At 66.3% G+C, this 15,833-nt stretch carries 16 protein-coding genes; 15 read left to right on the forward strand and 1 reads right to left on the reverse strand.

The window, feature by feature from the left end; translation table 11 throughout:
- Position 1: 1 nt before the first annotated feature.
- Positions 2-649: a Maf-like protein gene (locus F7Q96_RS10440; protein WP_249041663.1), complete on the reverse strand. Its 648-nt coding sequence runs from the start codon at positions 647-649 to the stop codon at positions 2-4.
- 236 nt (positions 650-885) lie between these two features.
- Here F7Q96_RS10440 and F7Q96_RS10445 point away from each other — a divergent pair, with 236 nt between their 5' ends.
- From F7Q96_RS10445 to lepB, 15 genes are all read left to right on the forward strand, one after another.
- Positions 886-1,482, forward strand: a complete 597-nt coding sequence (locus F7Q96_RS10445; RefSeq protein WP_053822168.1) for a DUF177 domain-containing protein — start codon at positions 886-888, stop codon at positions 1,480-1,482.
- A 132-nt stretch (positions 1,483-1,614) separates the two neighbouring features.
- Positions 1,615-1,794, forward strand: coding sequence for a 50S ribosomal protein L32 (rpmF, locus tag F7Q96_RS10450; RefSeq protein ID WP_006577657.1), 180 nt, complete (start codon positions 1,615-1,617; stop codon positions 1,792-1,794).
- 174 nt (positions 1,795-1,968) lie between these two features.
- Entirely contained in the window at positions 1,969-3,048 is a 1,080-nt protein-coding gene (gene plsX, locus F7Q96_RS10455; protein ID WP_053822167.1) for a phosphate acyltransferase PlsX, read from the forward strand.
- A gap of 132 nt (positions 3,049-3,180) precedes the next feature.
- Positions 3,181-4,161 carry a beta-ketoacyl-ACP synthase III gene (locus tag F7Q96_RS10460; RefSeq protein WP_006577659.1) on the forward strand — a complete coding sequence of 327 codons (981 nt, stop codon included), beginning with the start codon at positions 3,181-3,183 and terminating at the stop codon, positions 4,159-4,161.
- 99 nt (positions 4,162-4,260) lie between these two features.
- Positions 4,261-5,193 carry an ACP S-malonyltransferase gene (gene fabD, locus F7Q96_RS10465; protein ID WP_053822166.1) on the forward strand — a complete coding sequence of 311 codons (933 nt, stop codon included), beginning with the start codon at positions 4,261-4,263 and terminating at the stop codon, positions 5,191-5,193.
- A 33-nt stretch (positions 5,194-5,226) separates the two neighbouring features.
- Positions 5,227-5,976 (forward strand): 3-oxoacyl-ACP reductase FabG, encoded by a 750-nt coding sequence (gene fabG / locus F7Q96_RS10470; RefSeq protein ID WP_053822165.1) that lies wholly within the window; start codon positions 5,227-5,229, stop codon positions 5,974-5,976.
- Positions 5,977-6,115: 139 nt separating this feature from the next.
- Complete coding sequence (gene acpP, locus F7Q96_RS10475) at positions 6,116-6,355, forward strand: acyl carrier protein (RefSeq protein ID WP_006577662.1); 240 nt, start codon at positions 6,116-6,118, stop codon at positions 6,353-6,355.
- Positions 6,356-6,653: 298 nt separating this feature from the next.
- Complete coding sequence (fabF, locus tag F7Q96_RS10480; RefSeq protein WP_053822164.1) at positions 6,654-7,886, forward strand: beta-ketoacyl-ACP synthase II; 1,233 nt, start codon at positions 6,654-6,656, stop codon at positions 7,884-7,886.
- 67 nt (positions 7,887-7,953) lie between these two features.
- Positions 7,954-8,385: a hypothetical protein gene (locus F7Q96_RS10485; protein ID WP_053822163.1), complete on the forward strand. Its 432-nt coding sequence runs from the start codon at positions 7,954-7,956 to the stop codon at positions 8,383-8,385.
- Between the two features lie 185 nt (positions 8,386-8,570).
- Positions 8,571-9,170 (forward strand): RNA polymerase sigma factor RpoE, encoded by a 600-nt coding sequence (gene rpoE / locus F7Q96_RS10490; RefSeq protein ID WP_006578764.1) that lies wholly within the window; start codon positions 8,571-8,573, stop codon positions 9,168-9,170.
- A 108-nt stretch (positions 9,171-9,278) separates the two neighbouring features.
- Entirely contained in the window at positions 9,279-9,917 is a 639-nt protein-coding gene (locus F7Q96_RS10495) for a sigma-E factor negative regulatory protein (protein ID WP_151022605.1), read from the forward strand.
- Between the two features lie 8 nt (positions 9,918-9,925).
- On the forward strand, positions 9,926-10,999 hold the full coding sequence (locus tag F7Q96_RS10500) for a MucB/RseB C-terminal domain-containing protein (RefSeq protein ID WP_053823143.1): 1,074 nt from the start codon (positions 9,926-9,928) through the stop codon (positions 10,997-10,999).
- Positions 11,000-11,159: 160 nt separating this feature from the next.
- Positions 11,160-12,644, forward strand: a complete 1,485-nt coding sequence (locus F7Q96_RS10505) for a DegQ family serine endoprotease (RefSeq protein ID WP_053822161.1) — start codon at positions 11,160-11,162, stop codon at positions 12,642-12,644.
- Positions 12,645-13,030: 386 nt separating this feature from the next.
- Positions 13,031-14,824: a translation elongation factor 4 gene (gene lepA, locus F7Q96_RS10510; RefSeq protein WP_053822160.1), complete on the forward strand. Its 1,794-nt coding sequence runs from the start codon at positions 13,031-13,033 to the stop codon at positions 14,822-14,824.
- A 98-nt stretch (positions 14,825-14,922) separates the two neighbouring features.
- Complete coding sequence (gene lepB / locus F7Q96_RS10515) at positions 14,923-15,822, forward strand: signal peptidase I (RefSeq protein WP_053822159.1); 900 nt, start codon at positions 14,923-14,925, stop codon at positions 15,820-15,822.
- The last annotated feature ends 11 nt before the right edge of the window (positions 15,823-15,833 follow it).

Raw genomic sequence — 15,833 nt, forward strand, 5'->3', positions numbered from 1 at the left:
ATCAGGCCGTGAAGAAGGGATAGCCGGCGCGGCGCAGCATGCCGGTCAGCGCGATCAGCGGCAGGCCGACCAGCGCGGTCGGATCGTCGGACTCGACGCGCGACAGCAGCGCAATGCCGAGTCCTTCCGATTTGGCGCTGCCGGCCACGTCATAGGGTTGCTCGAGCCGCAGATAGGCCTCCAGCTCGCTGTCGTCGAGCTCGCGAAAGGTCGCCAGCGTACGCACCTCCTCCAGCTGGACCTCGCCGCTGCGCCCGTCCAGCAGGCACAGCGCCGAATGGAACGTCACCGTGCGGCCGCGCATCCAGCGCAACTGCTCCAGTGCCCGCTCGTGCGAGCCCGGCTTGCCGACCTGGACGCCGTCCAGCGTGGCGACCTGGTCGGAGCCGATCACCAGCGCGCCGGGGTGACGGGCGGCGATCGCCTCTGCCTTGCGGCGCGACAGACGCAGCGCGGTCGCCTCCGGCGCCTCGCCGGCCAGCGGCGTCTCGTCGATGTCCGGCACGTCGATCTCGAACGGAATGCGCAGGCGCTCCAGCAGCTCGCGGCGATAGCGCGAGCTCGAGCCAAGAATCAGCCTGGGGGCCGCGGCCGGCGCCGAGGGAAGCGGTGCCGCGGATGGCGCGGCGGGTGTCACGGCGGAAGACATATAAGTGATTGAAGCGAAAGAGGAATGCGCAACAGGCAAGCGCTGGCGACTTTGACTGCGGCTCGGATTTCGACGTATAATCACGCGTTTTACCGCGCAGGCATCCGCCGCGTGGTGTCCTGCCAGCGCCTCGTGCGGCGTAATGCGGAGGCCTCGCCACTCGATGGCCGCTGCGGCGACAGGACCAGCGTTCAGCAGCATTGCCAGCGCCCTGCATCACAGGCGCACCCAGCGACATGACTCAGCCCATCGACTTGCAAGCGTTCGATCTCTTCGAGTTCTGCCGGTCCTCGGGCTCGGCGGCCGGCGAGATCGCGGCGCGTGAATTGCCGCGCATCATAGCCGAGACCTCCGCCGAAGCGCCAGCCTCGGCCCCGGACGAACGGTTCCGCTACACGATGAGCGGTTCCGCCCAGGACGAAGCGGCCGAGCCCGGCAAGCCGGCGCGCCGGCGCCTGTTTCTCGATCTGGCGGTGCAGGGCAGCATGTGGCTGAACTGTCAGCGTTGTCTGGCGGTCTACGCCGAGCCGATCTCGACCGCGACCCGGTTCGAGGTGGTGGCCAGCGAAGCCGAGGCCGATGCCGCGCCGATGGACGACGACGAGATCGATGTCATCGCGGGCTCGCGCCGATTCGATCTGCTGGCGCTGATCGAGGACGAGATCCTGCTGTCGCTGCCGGTGGCGCCGAAGCACGAGGTCTGCCCCGAAGTCCATGAGAGCCTGGTCACCGGAGCCGACGGCAGCGTCGAACCGGAACCCGAGGACGAGCAGGAAGAAGAAAAGCGGCCGTCGCCCTTTGCGGCGCTGGCCAGTCTGAAGACGAAGCACTGACGCGCGGACCAGGTCCGCGGCGGCGCGCTTCGGCAGTAACAACGTCGTACCGTAATCAGCATCCGGCCGGGCCCGGCTACGCCTCGTGCAGGATGCGTGTGTTAATATCCGCAAATTCTCCAAGGAGTCATCATGGCTGTTCAACAGAACAAGAAGTCGCCGTCCAAGCGCGGCATGCATCGTTCGCACGATCACCTGTCCGTCGCGCCGCTGGCAGTCGAGCCGACCACCGGTGAAACGCACCTGCGTCACCACGTCAGCCCGAACGGCTACTACCGTGGCCGCAAGGTCGTCAAGACCAAGAACGACTGACGCATTCGCTCGGCGTGACGCTGCGTCCCGCACGCGCTTGCAGGTAGAAGACATACAAAGAAGCGGCAAACTCCTTGCCGCTTTTTTGTTGGCCGCGGCAAGCGTGAACGCTGGCGCCGCTTTCCCTGCGAGGCCTCCGCAGCGCGGATTCGGCGCCTCGCGCATCAGCAAACAATGACGATCAAACTCGCTATCGACTGCATGGGTGGCGATCACGGCGTGTCCGTGACGGTGCCGGCGGCGATCAGTTTTCTTGCCGCCCACGAGGATGCCGAGATGGTGCTCGTGGGGCGGCCGGATGCCATCGAGCCGCAGCTGCGCAAGCTGCACGCGCTGAACCATCCGCGCGTGACCGTGGTGGCCGCCACCGAAGTGATCACGATGGACGACCCGGTCGAGGTCGCGCTGCGCAAGAAGAAGGATTCCTCGATGCGCGTCGCGGTGACCCAGGTCAAGGAAGGCCGCGCCGACGCCTGCATCTCGGCCGGCAATACCGGCGCGCTGATGGCCGTGTCGCGCTATGTGCTCAAGACGCTCGAAGGCATCGAGCGCCCGGCCATCGCCACCACCATTCCGAACGAACAGGGCTGGGGCACCACGGTGCTGGACCTGGGCGCCAACGCCGACTGCGAACCCGAACATCTGCTGCAATTTGCCCGCATGGCCGAGGCCATGGTCGCGGTGGTCGACCACAAGGAACACCCGACGGTCGGCCTGCTGAACATCGGCGAGGAAGTGATCAAGGGCAACGAGGTGGTCAAGCGCGCCGGCGAACTGCTGCGCGCCTCGGAGCTGAACTTCTACGGCAACGTCGAGGGCAACGACATCTTCAAGGGCACCACCGACATCGTGGTGTGCGACGGCTTCGTCGGCAACGTGGCGCTCAAGAGCACCGAGGGCCTGGCCAAGATGATCGGCAGCATGATCAAGGAGGAATTCACGCGCTCCTGGTTCACCAAGCTGCTGGCCGGCATCGCGATGCCGGTGCTGACGCGGCTGGCGCGCCGGCTCGATCCGGCCCGCTACAACGGCGCCTCGCTGCTCGGGCTGCGCGGGCTGGTGATCAAGAGCCACGGTTCCGCCGATGCCCACTCTTTTGAGTGGGCTATCAAACGCGGGTATGATGCGGCCAGGAATGGCGTCATCGCCCGGATTTCGCAGGCGTTCGCCAACAAGACGAGCACCGCGGGCACCGCATCCGCGGGCCAGGAGACAGACCCGCCCGACGCGGGTCGCAGCGCACACGCCGCATGATCCTGCCCAGCATTACCGAGGCAGCGGCGATGCCGGTGCCCCTGGTCCCACGCCTCGTGCGCCAGCACCGGCCAGGCCGGCATGCCGCCGCGCCGGGGTCGCGCTGAGTCCGGCAATACGATCCGACACCACATGACAAGCTACGCAAAAATCATCGGCACGGGGAGCTACCTGCCTCCGCGGCGCGTCACCAATCACGAGCTCGCGGCGCAGCTGGCCGAGAAGGGCATCGAGACCAGCGACGAGTGGATCGTCTCGCGCAGCGGCATCTCGGCGCGCCACTGGGCCGAGCCCGATGTCACCAGCAGCGATCTGGCGGTCAAGGCGGCCGAGCGCGCGCTGGAAGCGGCCGGCATCGACCGGCAGCAGATCGACCTGATCATCGTCGCCACCTCGACGCCGGACTACGTATTTCCGAGCACCGCCTGCCTGGTGCAGCAGAAGCTCGGCATCACCAACCACTGCGCGGCGTTCGACCTGCAGGCGGTCTGCTCCGGCTTTGCCTATGCGCTGGCCACCGCGGACAAGTTCATCCGCAGCGGCTCGCATCGCAACGTGCTGCTGATCGGCGCCGAAGTGTTCTCGCGCATCCTCGACTTCAACGATCGCACCACCTGCGTGCTGTTCGGCGACGGCGCCGGCGCGGTGGTGCTGACCGCGTCGGACGAGCCCGGCGTGATGTCCTCGGCGATGCATGCCGACGGCAGCCACGTCGATATCCTGTGCGTGCCGGGCAATGTCGCGGCCGGCAATATCACCGGCAATGCGTTCCTGCACATGGATGGCCAGGCGGTGTTCAAGCTCGCCGTCAGCGTGCTCGACAAGGTCGCGCGCGAGACGCTGGCCGCGGCCGATTTTCCGGCCGAGAAGCTCGACTGGCTGATTCCTCACCAGGCCAATATCCGCATCATGCAGGGCACCGCGAAGAAGCTGGGCCTGCCGCTCGAGCGCATGATCGCGACCGTGCACGAACACGGCAACACGTCGGCCGCATCGATTCCGCTGGCGCTCGACGTCGCGGTGCGCGACGGGCGCATTCGCCCCGGCCACCACGTGCTGATGGAAGGCGTGGGCGGCGGTTTCACCTGGGGCGCGGTGCTGCTGCGTATGTAATTCGCAAGCTGGTGCCAGCCATCGGCGCGCGGCACGATGATGTGCGCGGCCGATGCGCGATGGCGCCGACGATTCCATTTTCAAACCGATCGGAAACCGATGAAATTCTCATTCGTCTTCCCCGGCCAAGGCTCGCAGTCGGTCGGAATGCTCAATGCCTTCGCCGACAACCCGGTGGTGCGCGCGACGCTGCAGGAAGCGTCCGACGCGCTGGGCCAGGACCTGGCGCGCCTGATCGCCGAAGGGCCGGCCGAAGAGCTGAACCTGACCACCAACACCCAGCCGGTGATGCTGACCGCCGCGGTGGCGATCTACCGTGCCTGGCGCGAGGCCGGCGGCCCGGCCCCGGCGCTGGTGGCCGGCCATAGCCTCGGCGAGTATTCGGCGCTGGTCGCCGCCGGCGTGATTCCCTTTGCCGACGCGGTGCCGCTGGTGCGCTTCCGCGCCCAGGCGATGCAGGAAGCGGTGCCGGTGGGCGAGGGCGGCATGGCCGCGATCCTCGGCCTGTCCGACGACGACGTGCGCGCCGCCTGCGCCGAGGCCTCGGCGGCCGGCGTGGTCGAAGCGGTCAATTTCAATGCGCCGGCGCAGGTCGTGATCGCCGGCGCCAAGGCAGCGGTCGAGAAGGCCTGCGAGATCGCCAAGGCCAAGGGTGCCAAGCGTGCGCTGCCGCTGCCGGTGTCGGCACCGTTCCATTCGTCGCTGCTCAAGCCCGCATCGGACCGCCTGCGCGAGCGCATGGCCGGCCTGAAGTTCTCGGCGCCGTCGATTCCGCTGATCAACAACGTCGACGTCGCCATCGTCGACGATCCCGAGGCGATCAAGGATGCGCTGGTGCGCCAGGCCGCGGCGCCGGTGCGCTGGGTCGAGTCGGTGCAGAAGATGGCCGCCGACGGCGTCACCCATGTGATCGAATGCGGTCCGGGCAAGGTGCTGGCCGGGCTGACCAAGCGCATCGACGGCAATCTGGTCGGCGGCGCGATCGTCGATCCGGCCTCGCTGCAGGACACGCTGGCGCTGGTGCGCGGCTGATCCGCACGCACCGCAACAAGGAGAAACAACGGGATGAGCAAGACCCTGGACAATCAGGTCGCGCTGGTGACGGGCGCCTCGCGCGGCATCGGCCGCGCGATCGCGCTGGAACTGGCCCGGCAGGGCGCGCTGGTGATCGGCACGGCCACCAGCGAAAAGGGCGCCGCCGCGATTGGCGAGTACCTGGCCGCCGAGCAACTCAAGGGCGCCGGCGCGGTGCTCGACGTCAACGACGCGGCACGCTGCGAGGCGCTGATCGACGAGATCGTCAAGAATCACGGCGGCATCCACATCCTCGTCAACAATGCCGGCATCACGCAGGACCAGCTGGCGATGCGGATGAAGGACGAGGACTGGAGCGCGGTGATCGATACCAACCTGACGGCGGTGTTCCGCCTGTCGCGCGGTGTGCTGCGGCCGATGATGAAGGCGCGCGGCGGACGCATCATCAACATCACCTCGGTGGTCGGTTCGACCGGCAACCCGGGCCAGATGAACTATGCTGCGGCCAAGGCGGGCGTGGAAGGCATGACGCGGGCGCTGGCCCGCGAAATCGGCAGCCGCAACATCACCGTCAATTGCGTCGCACCGGGGTTTATCGATACCGATATGACCAAGGTGCTGTCGGAAGAGCAGCATGCCGCGCTCAAGACCCAGATTCCGCTCGGCAGGCTCGGTCAGCCGGAGGACATCGCCAACGCGGTGGCTTTCCTGGCCGGTCCGCAGGCGGCTTATGTGACCGGCACCACGCTGCATGTCAACGGTGGCATGTATATGAACTGAGGGGGGCGCGACGCCTTGGCGTCACCCCCTTTTTTAGAAGAACGGGCGCATTTCTTGCGAAAGACTGCGGACGGCATTTTCAGAGGCCAAACCTGCTAAAATGCGCCCACTTTTTTGTCGAACTTCCCTGGAGGGCTAAATGGACAATATCGAACAACGCGTCAAGAAGATCGTGGCAGAGCAACTCGGCGTCGCCGAAGCCGACATCAAGAACGAATCCTCGTTCGTGAACGACCTCGGCGCCGACTCGCTCGACACGGTCGAACTCGTGATGGCGTTGGAAGATGAATTCGGCATGGAAATTCCCGATGAGGAAGCCGAAAAGATCACGACCGTGCAGCAGGCCATCGACTACGCGTCGGCGCACGTCAAGGCCTAAGCCTGTCGTATCCGGATTCCGGGCCACAGAAAACGGGCAGAGGGGTCGCCAGATCCCGTTGTGCCGTTTTCTGTGGCTTTCGTTTGTTCGAGCAAGCGGAGTTGCGGTGGGGCCGAAGCTGGCTCCATCATCGGCCATCGTGCCGCCGAACTGCCGGCCGGGATTCGCGCCGTCGGTCCGGCCGGCAGATTGGCCGGTGCGCCGGCCTGCCGGCGCGGCGGAATCGCCTTGGCGCCTTGACGGTGCCGCGGGCTTCCCGCCCGTTCCGCCTTGCCTCATCCACCCGTAGGAAATCATAGTGAGCCGTCGTCGCGTCGTCGTCACCGGGCTCGGCCTTGTGTCTCCGGTCGGAAACACGGTTGCCGAAGGCTGGGCCAATCTGGTTGCCGGCAAGTCCGGCATTGCCACCATCACCAAATTCGATCACTCCGCGCTGGCCGTGCATTTCGCCGGCGAAGTGAAGGGCTTCAACGTCGAGGATTACATTCCCGCCAAGGAAGCCCGCCATATGGATACCTTCATCCACTATGGCATCGCGGCCGGCACCCAGGCCCTGCGCGACAGCGGCCTGGAAGTGACCGAGGCCAACGCCGATCGCATCGGCGTGCTGGTCGGCTCGGGCATCGGCGGCCTGCCCATGATCGAGGACACGCACGCGGAACTGACCAATCGCGGTCCGCGGCGGATTTCGCCGTTCTTCGTGCCCGGTTCGATCATCAACATGATCTCCGGCCACCTGTCGATCAACCACAACCTGAAGGGCCCGAACCTGGCCGCCGTGACCGCCTGCACCACCGGCTTGCACAGCATCGGCCTGGCCGCGCGCCTGATCGAGGCCGGCGACGCCGACGCGATGCTGGCCGGCGGCGCGGAATCGACTGTATCGCCGCTCGGTATCGGCGGTTTTGCCGCGGCCCGTGCGCTGTCGACCCGCAACGACGATCCGGCGGCCGCCTCGCGTCCGTGGGATGTCGACCGCGACGGCTTTGTGCTGGGCGAGGGCGCCGGCGTGATGATGCTCGAGGAATACGAGTCGGCCAAGGCGCGCGGCGCCAAGATCTATGCCGAGCTGTCGGGCTTCGGCATGAGCGGCGATGCGTTCCACATGACGGCGCCGAATACCGACGGTCCGCGCCGCTGCATGGTCAATGCGCTGAAGAACGCGGGCGTCAATCCGGACGAAGTCGATTATCTGAACGCGCACGGCACCTCGACGCCGCTGGGCGACAAGAACGAGTCCGACGCAATCAAGCTGGCCTTCGGCGAACACGCCTACAAGATCGCGGTGAACTCGACCAAGTCGATGACCGGCCATCTGCTGGGCGGCGCCGGCGGCCTGGAGTCGGTCTTCACGGTGCTGGCCCTGCATCACCAGGTCGCGCCGCCGACGATCAACATCTTCAATCAGGACCCCGAGTGCGATCTCGATTACGTGCCGAACACCGCGCGTGAAATGAAGATCGACGTAGCCGTCAAGAACAACTTCGGCTTCGGCGGTACCAACGGCACGCTCGTCTTCCGTCGTGCCTGAAGCCGGCGCCCGCCGGCCGCTCCCTTGCTTCCCGTTCCCGGGGCGTCATCCGCAGCGTTGGCTGCTGATGGCGTTCCTGGGCTGCGAGCTTGCCGCGTTGCTGTGGCTGCTGTGGCGGGCGGAACAGGGGTGGCGGGCGGGCGAGACGGCGCCGCTGTGGTGGGCGGTGCTCGCGGCGGCGGCCACGCTGTCGGGTGTCCGCGCGTGGCGAGCCGCATGGTTGGCGGCGGCATGCCGCCTTGTCCGGATCGCGCCGGGCGGTTCGGCGACGGAGATCGTGGTCGCGTTGCCCGAGGGCGCCGAAGCGCGGGCCCGGGTCATGGCGTGCTGGCAGTTGGGTAGTGTCGCCTCGGTGCTGCGCCTGGCGCCCGCGCAAGCCGACGTGCCGCGCGTGCTGCTGATTGGGAGCGCTGGCGTTCCCGATGGCCGCGATGAAGCGGCCGATGCCTCGCGGCGGGCGCTGCTGCGCGCACTGCATGGGGCGCCGGGATCGCTTTGAACGCGGCAGGCGACATGATTGGCGGCCCAAGCGGTGCCGCTTAATGCATACTGACGCCCGGTGGCATTCGCCACCGCTGTCAATACGCTTTTCGCTCCGCGGTCGTTTCGCGGGGTGCGGCGTAGGTAAAATACAACGTTTGTTTTGACGGCGATACCAAGAGATACACTGCAGGTGAACTATTCGTGAGCGAACGCGAAGCCGACCAGCTCCTTGTTGAACGCGTCCAGCAGGGCGACAAGCGGGCCTTTGAACTGCTGGTGGCCAAATACCACCGCAAGATCATCCGGTTGATCTCGCGTCTGGTCAGGGACCCCGCTGAAGTCGAGGATGTGGCGCAGGATGCCTTTATCAAGGCATATCGCGCCTTGCCCCAATTCCGCGGGGAATCGGCGTTCTACACCTGGCTGTACCGGATCGCTGTCAACACGGCCAAGAACTACCTGGCCACGCAAGGCCGGCGGCCCGAAGCGTCCAGCGACATCGATGCCGAAGAGGCTGAAACTTTTGCGGATGGTGAGCAACTAAGGGATATCAATACGCCGGAGTCGATGCTCCATACGCGCCAGGTGGCGGACACCGTCAACCGCGCCATGGAGGCCCTGCCGGAAGAATTGCGAACCGCCATCACGCTGCGCGAGATCGAAGGCCTCAGTTACGAGGAAATCGCCGAAGCGATGGGGTGTCCGATCGGTACGGTCAGATCGCGCATTTTCCGGGCACGCGAAGCGATTGCGGAAAAATTGCGCCCGCTGCTGGGAACGGCAGAGGGCAAGCGGTGGTAGAAGTCAAAGACATGTCGTGCGGCCAGCGTTGCAGCCTGCTCCTGCATCGAGAAGCGACAGTATTGTGACGGGATTGTTCGGTGTTCGATGGTTATCGAGGGGTTGGAAATGGGTCAGGCTCACAGGCAATCGGTTCATGCGCCCGAGGCAGCGGAGCAGATTTCCGCATTGATCGACGGCGAACTGGCGCCGCATGAATTCGAGGCCGTGCTGGCGCTCGCCAAGAGCGAGCCGGGCCAGGAGCAATGGTCGGTGTTCCAGTTGATCGGCGACACGCTGCGTTCCGAGGATCTCGCCCATGCCGGCTCGACCGCGGCTTTCGTGTCGCGCTTTGCGAGCCGTCTCGAAGACGAGCCGCACCTGCTGGCGCCGGCCGCGCTGGCCGATGCGCCGGTCCGCCGCCATCGTCTTCTGCTGCGCCCGTCGTGGGTGCGCCGCGTGATGCCGGGCACTGCGATCGCGGCTGCCGTCGCGGCAGTCAGCTGGGTGGTCGTGCCGCAGATGCGCGATGCCGATCCGGCCGCGCCCGGCGCCATCGTGGCCAGCACCAGTGAAGGCGTCCCCGCGGCGCCCAAGGCCAGCGGCGTGCTGACCGTCGCGGCCGACGCCGGCCAGATGATTCGCGATCCGCGCCTGGACGAGTACCTGCGGGTTCACCGGGTGTCCGTGACGACCAATGCCATGGTGCCCACCATGCGCAACGTCGCCAATAGTGCAAGCTTCTCTCAGGACAACACGCAGGAATAATGCCGGACATGCAAAAAGGATGGGCGCCCGCCCATGCAGCGGGCGCGCAAGGAATAAGGGCCCTGAGGAGGTCCTTTTTTCTCGCCTTGTGCCTGACGGCCGCGGTGGCGACGGCGCAAACGCCCGAGCCCACGCTGGCGCGCCGCGATGCCGCGGCCTGGCTTGGCAAGATTCACCGCGCCGCGCAGCGCGAAAACTACGTCGGTACTCTGATCTACCAGCGCGGCAGCGTCATGCATGCCTCGCGCATCCAGCATTTCAGCGACCTTGTGCACAACGAGTACGAGCGGCTCGAGACGCTCGACGGCAAGCCGCGCGAGGTGCTGCGCCAGAACGACATCGTCCATAGCCTGATCCCCGAGGCCAAGCTTGTCGTGGTCGAGCGCCAGGACGCCAAGGACCGCTTCCCGGCATTGCTGGCCACCAACAAGGGCGACGTGCTCGATCTCTACGAGATGCGCAGGCTCTCGCCCGAGCGCGTGGCGGGCATGGAATGCGAAGTGTTCTCGCTGGTGCCGCACGACGGTGCCCGCTATGCGGTCCGCCTCTGGGCCGAGAAGCACTCGGGCCTGCTGATGCGCGCGCAGACCATCGGCGAGGGCGGCAAGGTGCTCGAGCAGGTCGCGTTCTCGCAGATCGAGATCGGCGTGCCGTCCGAAAAGCAGAAGATCCTCGGCGCGATCAAGAATGCCAGCAACTGGCAGCGCTACGAGATCAACTATCAGCCGGCCAATATCGCCGAAGAGGGCTGGCTGATCGCGGTGCCGGTCAAGGGCTTCCAGAAGATTCGCGAGGTGCGCCGCCCGCTGGGCGATTTGCGCAACCCGCAAGGCAGCGGCCGCGAGCAGGTGTTCGAGGTGCTGCAGGTCGTCTACAGCGATGGCCTGACCGGGCTGTCGGTCTTCATCGAACCGGTATCGGATCAGCGGGTGCGCCGCGAGGGCGTTGCCTCGCTGGGCGCGACCCAGGTGGTGGTGCGCAAGGTCGCCGATTTCTGGATCACCGTCGTCGGCGAGGTGCCGGCGGCCACGGTCAAGCAGTTCGCGGCCGCGGTGGAATACCGCGCGCCCAAGCCACGCTGAGCCGGGATGCGGCGCGCGCCGGCGCGCCCGCCCGCACACGCCCGGGCGCATTCTCCGGAAGTTCTTCGGACGGTTCCGTGGACAGCCTCCGGGCTGGCCCCGACTGGACCGGGCGCCCCGGCTTGCTTACCCTGTTACGCTGAACTCGCGGGAGTCGACCATGTCGTCAAACTATTACGCCGTGGCCAGGACCATGGCATTGGCCGCCGTGCTGGCGGTGGGTCCCATGCTGGCCACGCCGGTCCATGCGCAGGCCGCCGCCTCGAACTACAGCCTGCCCGACTTCACCGACCTGGTGGAGCGCGTCAGCCCCGCCGTGGTCAACATCCGCACCACCGAGCGCGTGCGTTCGCGCGGCATGACGCCCGAGGACGAGGAGATGGCCGAGTTCTTCCGGCGCTTCTTCGGCATCCCGATGCCGGGCGCGCCCACGCCGCCTGGAACGCCGCGCCGCGGCCAGCCGCCGCAGGGCGAGGAGCAGAGCCGCGGGGTCGGCTCCGGCTTCATCATCAGCGCCGACGGCTACGTGATGACCAACGCCCACGTGGTCGCCGACGCCGAAACCATCTACGTGACGCTGCCCGACAAGCGCGAGTTCAAGGCCAGGCTGATCGGCACCGACCGGCGCACCGACGTCGCGCTGCTCAAGGTCGATGCCAACGGCCTGCCGCGCCTGCAGATGGGCGATTCGAACAAGATCCGCGTCGGCGAATGGGTGCTGGCCATCGGCTCGCCATTCGGCCTGGACAATAGCGTGACCGCCGGCATCGTGTCGGCCAAGGGCCGCGACACCGGCGACTACCTGCCGTTCATCCAGACCGACGTCGCGGTCAACCCCGGCAACTCGGGCGGGCCGCTGATCAATCTGCGCGGCGAGGTGATCGGCATCAATTCGCAGATCTACAGCCGCAGCGGCGGCTACATGGGCATCTCGTTCGCGATTCCGATCGACGAGGCGCTGCGCGTCAGCGAGCAGCTGAAGTCGACCGGCAAGGTCACGCGCGGCCGGATCGCGGTGGCGATCGGCGATGTCACCAAGGAGGTCGCCGATTCGTTGGGCCTGGGCCGCGCGCGGGGCGCGCTGGTCGGCAGCGTCGAGCCCGGCGGTCCGGCCGAAAAGGCCGGCATCGAGGCGGGCGACATCATCCTGAAGTTCAACGGCCGCGATATCGAGCGCGCTTCGGACCTGCCGCGTCTGGTCGGCGAGACCAAGCCCGGCTCGCGGGTGCCGATGCAGCTGTGGCGCAAGGGCGGGACCCGTGAGGTCACCATCACCGTGGCCGAGCTCGAGCCGGATGCCAAGCCGCGTCCGCGCGCCGGCACCACGCCGGGCGATGACGGCGCGGCAGGCGCCAAGCCCAATGCGCTGGGCCTGGTGGTCGGCGATCTGTCCGAGGCACGGCTGCGCGAGCTGAAGATCAAGTCGGGCGTCGAGGTCCAGGCGGCCGAAGGGGTCGCGGCGCGCGCGGGCATCCGTCCGGGCGACGTGATCCTGCGTCTGGGCGACACCGATGTGACCAGTGCCCGCCAGTTCAACGAGCTGGTGCGCGGCCTGGACAAGAGCCGCATGGCGGCAATCTTCGTTCGCCGCGGTGACGCCACCCAGGTGTTGACGCTGCGCCCGAACGGCGGCGCCGCCCGCTGATCGACGACGCTGCCTCGTCTCCGCGTCCCCGTGCAAGCGGGGAGCCGGCGTCTTTCCGCGCGCACATCGTGCGCGTCGCCGGGTTTCCCGCTGCGTGGGGCGACGAGATAACCCTGCCGATTTCGGCTGCCCCGCATTTTCCCGTTCCGCCGCGCGATTGAGCTGCGGGACCCCCTTGAAAATCCGGTAAAATCGCCGTCTGGCGCGAAAGCCGCCGACCGTGGAAACGGTCGGGCGCAAGCGCGCCACCAACCTGCGGCCGGGCCCAGGCGCGCCCGGCGGGCCGCCCGTCCCTCCGCCCATGACATGCTGTGCCGCGGCCGGATGCGCGTACGTCGCCATCGCCCGTTGCCAATGCGCTGCCGCGGCGCTCCCCTGACCAACCGATGGACCATATCCGTAACTTTTCGATCATTGCCCATATCGACCACGGGAAATCGACCCTGGCCGATCGCATCATCCAGCTGTGCGGGGGCCTTTCCGACCGCGAAATGGAGGCCCAGGTCCTGGATTCGATGGATATCGAAAAGGAGCGGGGCATCACGATCAAGGCCCAGACCGCGGCGCTCAGCTACAAGGCGCGCGACGGCAAGGTCTACAACCTGAACCTGATCGATACCCCGGGACACGTCGACTTCAGCTATGAAGTCAGCCGCTCGCTGTCCGCCTGCGAAGGTGCGCTGCTGGTGGTCGATGCCTCGCAGGGCGTCGAGGCCCAGACCGTGGCCAACTGCTACACCGCGATCGAGCTCGGCGTCGAAGTGGTGCCGGTGCTCAACAAGATCGATCTGCCGCAGGCCGACCCCGACAACGCGATCCAGGAGATCGAGGACGTGATCGGCATCGACGCGCACGACGCGACGCCGTGCTCGGCCAAGACAGGCCAGGGCGTCGAGGACGTGATCGAGGCGATGATCGCCAAGGTGCCGCCGCCCAAGGGCGACCCGGACGCGCCGCTGCAGGCGCTGATCATCGATTCGTGGTTCGACAACTACGTTGGCGTGGTGATGCTGGTGCGCGTGGTCAACGGCACGCTGCGCCCCAAGGACAAGGTGCTGCTGATGGCCAACGGCTCGCAGCATCTGGTCGAGCAGGTCGGCATCTTCTCGCCCAAGTCGATTCCGCGCGAGTCGCTGTCGGCGGGGCAGGTCGGCTTCGTGATCGCGGGCATCAAGGAACTGAAGGCGGCCAAGGTCGGCGACACCATCACCACGGTGGCACGCAAGGCCGAGGCGCCGCTGCCCGGCTTCAAGGAAGTCAAGCCGCAGGTCTTCGCGGGTCTCTATCCGGTCGAAGCGAACCAGTACGAGGCGCTGCGCGAATCGCTGGAAAAGCTGCGCCTGAACGATGCGTCGCTGCAGTTCGAGCCCGAGGTCTCGCAGGCGCTGGGCTTTGGCTTCCGCTGCGGTTTCCTCGGCCTGCTGCATATGGAGATCGTGCAGGAGCGGCTCGAGCGCGAGTTCGACATGGACCTGATCACCACCGCGCCGACGGTGGTCTATCAGGTGCAGATGCGCGACGGCACCATGGCCCAGGTCGAGAACCCGGCCAAGATGCCCGACCCGAGCAAGGTCGACGCGATCCTGGAACCGATCGTCACGGTCAATCTGTACATGCCGCAGGATTACGTCGGCTCGGTGATCACGCTGTGCACGCAGAAGCGGGGCACGCAGGTCAACATGAGCTACCACGGCAAGCAGGTGCAGCTGACCTACGAGATTCCGATGGCCGAGATCGTGCTCGATTTCTTCGACCGCCTCAAATCGGTATCGCGCGGCTATGCGTCGATGGATTACGAGTTCAAGGAGTACCGCGTTTCCGATGTGGTCAAGGTCGATATCCTGATCAACGGCGACAAGGTCGATGCGCTCTCGATCATCGTGCACCGTTCCAATTCGCAATACCGGGGCCGCGAGGTTGCCGCCAAGATGCGCGAAATCATTCCGCGCCAGATGTACGACGTCGCCATCCAGGCGGCGATCGGCTCGAACATCATTGCGCGCGAAAACGTCAAGGCGCTGCGCAAGAACGTGCTGGCCAAATGCTATGGCGGCGATATCTCGCGCAAGAAGAAACTGCTGGAAAAGCAGAAGGCCGGCAAGAAGCGCATGAAGCAGGTCGGCACGGTCGAAATTCCGCAGGAAGCGTTCCTGGCCATTCTGCAGGTGGAAGAGAAATGACGCGCCGGACGGCAAGCGTGGCGAACCGGCGCAACGCCGGCGCAGCCCCGATGCCCTCCGGTCCGCACCAATAAGACTTCGCCAACGATCTAGCCGTCATGAATTTTGCACTGATCCTTTTTGTGCTGGTGGTCATCACCGGTATTGCCTGGGTGGCCGACAAGCTGGTGTTCCAGAAGCAGCGCCGGGTATCGGCGCAGGCCGCCCTGGCCGAGTTCGATGCGCGCCGCGCCGCGATGCCGGGGCATGGCTCCGGCACCGAGTTCGAATCCTCGCGCAGCAGGCTGGCCGAGGAGAAGCTGCGCCAGCCGTGGTGGCTCGAATACTCGGCCAGCTTCTTCCCGGTGATCCTGGCGGTGTTCGTGCTGCGTTCGTTCGTGGTCGAGCCGTTCAAGATCCCGTCCGGCTCGATGATCCCGACGCTGCTGATCGGCGATTTCATCCTGGTCAACAAGTACGAATACGGCCTGCGTCTGCCGGTGGTCAACAAGAAGATCGTCTCGCTGGGCGAGCCGCAGCGCGGCGACGTGATGGTGTTCCGCTATCCGAAGGATCCGTCGCTCGATTACATCAAGCGCGTGATCGGCGTGCCCGGCGATGTGGTGACCTATGAAAACAAGCGGCTGACCGTCAATGGCAAGCCCGCGCAATACGACGCGCTGCCCGACTATCTGGACGAGGAGCGGCTGTCGTATTCCAAGCATTACAAGGAAACCCTGCCGGGCGGCGCGCCGCATGGCATCCTGAACGACGCCGACCGCCCGGCCTTCGTGGCGGGCGCCGACCCAGATTTTCCCTTCCGCGAAAACTGCACTTACAATCAGCAGGGCGTGACCTGCAAGGTGCCTTCGGGCCACTATTTCGTCATGGGGGATAACCGGGACAACAGCCTGGATTCGCGCTATTGGGGCTTCGTGCCGGACGAGAACATCGTCGGCAAGGCATTCCTGATCTGGATGAATCTCGGCAACCTGGGCCGGGTGGGGTCGTTCCAATAAACGGCGGCCAC

The organism is Cupriavidus gilardii (assembly GCF_008801915.1).
In the GTDB taxonomy this organism is placed as follows: Bacteria; Pseudomonadota; Gammaproteobacteria; order Burkholderiales; family Burkholderiaceae; genus Cupriavidus; species Cupriavidus gilardii.

Excerpts from the sequence above, each read along its gene's own strand:
- F7Q96_RS10440 (WP_249041663.1), bottom strand. The coding sequence starts at position 649 with ATGTCTTCCGCCGTGACACCCGCCGCGCCATCCGCGGCACCGCTTCCC.
- F7Q96_RS10445 (WP_053822168.1), top strand. The coding sequence starts at position 886 with ATGACTCAGCCCATCGACTTGCAAGCGTTCGATCTCTTCGAGTTCTGC.
- rpmF (WP_006577657.1), top strand. The coding sequence starts at position 1,615 with ATGGCTGTTCAACAGAACAAGAAGTCGCCGTCCAAGCGCGGCATGCAT.
- plsX (WP_053822167.1), top strand. The coding sequence starts at position 1,969 with ATGACGATCAAACTCGCTATCGACTGCATGGGTGGCGATCACGGCGTG.
- F7Q96_RS10460 (WP_006577659.1), top strand. The coding sequence starts at position 3,181 with ATGACAAGCTACGCAAAAATCATCGGCACGGGGAGCTACCTGCCTCCG.
- fabD (WP_053822166.1), top strand. The coding sequence starts at position 4,261 with ATGAAATTCTCATTCGTCTTCCCCGGCCAAGGCTCGCAGTCGGTCGGA.
- fabG (WP_053822165.1), top strand. The coding sequence starts at position 5,227 with ATGAGCAAGACCCTGGACAATCAGGTCGCGCTGGTGACGGGCGCCTCG.
- acpP (WP_006577662.1), top strand. The coding sequence starts at position 6,116 with ATGGACAATATCGAACAACGCGTCAAGAAGATCGTGGCAGAGCAACTC.
- F7Q96_RS10485 (WP_053822163.1), top strand. The coding sequence starts at position 7,954 with ATGGCGTTCCTGGGCTGCGAGCTTGCCGCGTTGCTGTGGCTGCTGTGG.
- F7Q96_RS10495 (WP_151022605.1), top strand. The coding sequence starts at position 9,279 with ATGGGTCAGGCTCACAGGCAATCGGTTCATGCGCCCGAGGCAGCGGAG.
- F7Q96_RS10500 (WP_053823143.1), top strand. The coding sequence starts at position 9,926 with ATGCAAAAAGGATGGGCGCCCGCCCATGCAGCGGGCGCGCAAGGAATA.
- F7Q96_RS10505 (WP_053822161.1), top strand. The coding sequence starts at position 11,160 with ATGTCGTCAAACTATTACGCCGTGGCCAGGACCATGGCATTGGCCGCC.
- lepA (WP_053822160.1), top strand. The coding sequence starts at position 13,031 with ATGGACCATATCCGTAACTTTTCGATCATTGCCCATATCGACCACGGG.
- lepB (WP_053822159.1), top strand. The coding sequence starts at position 14,923 with ATGAATTTTGCACTGATCCTTTTTGTGCTGGTGGTCATCACCGGTATT.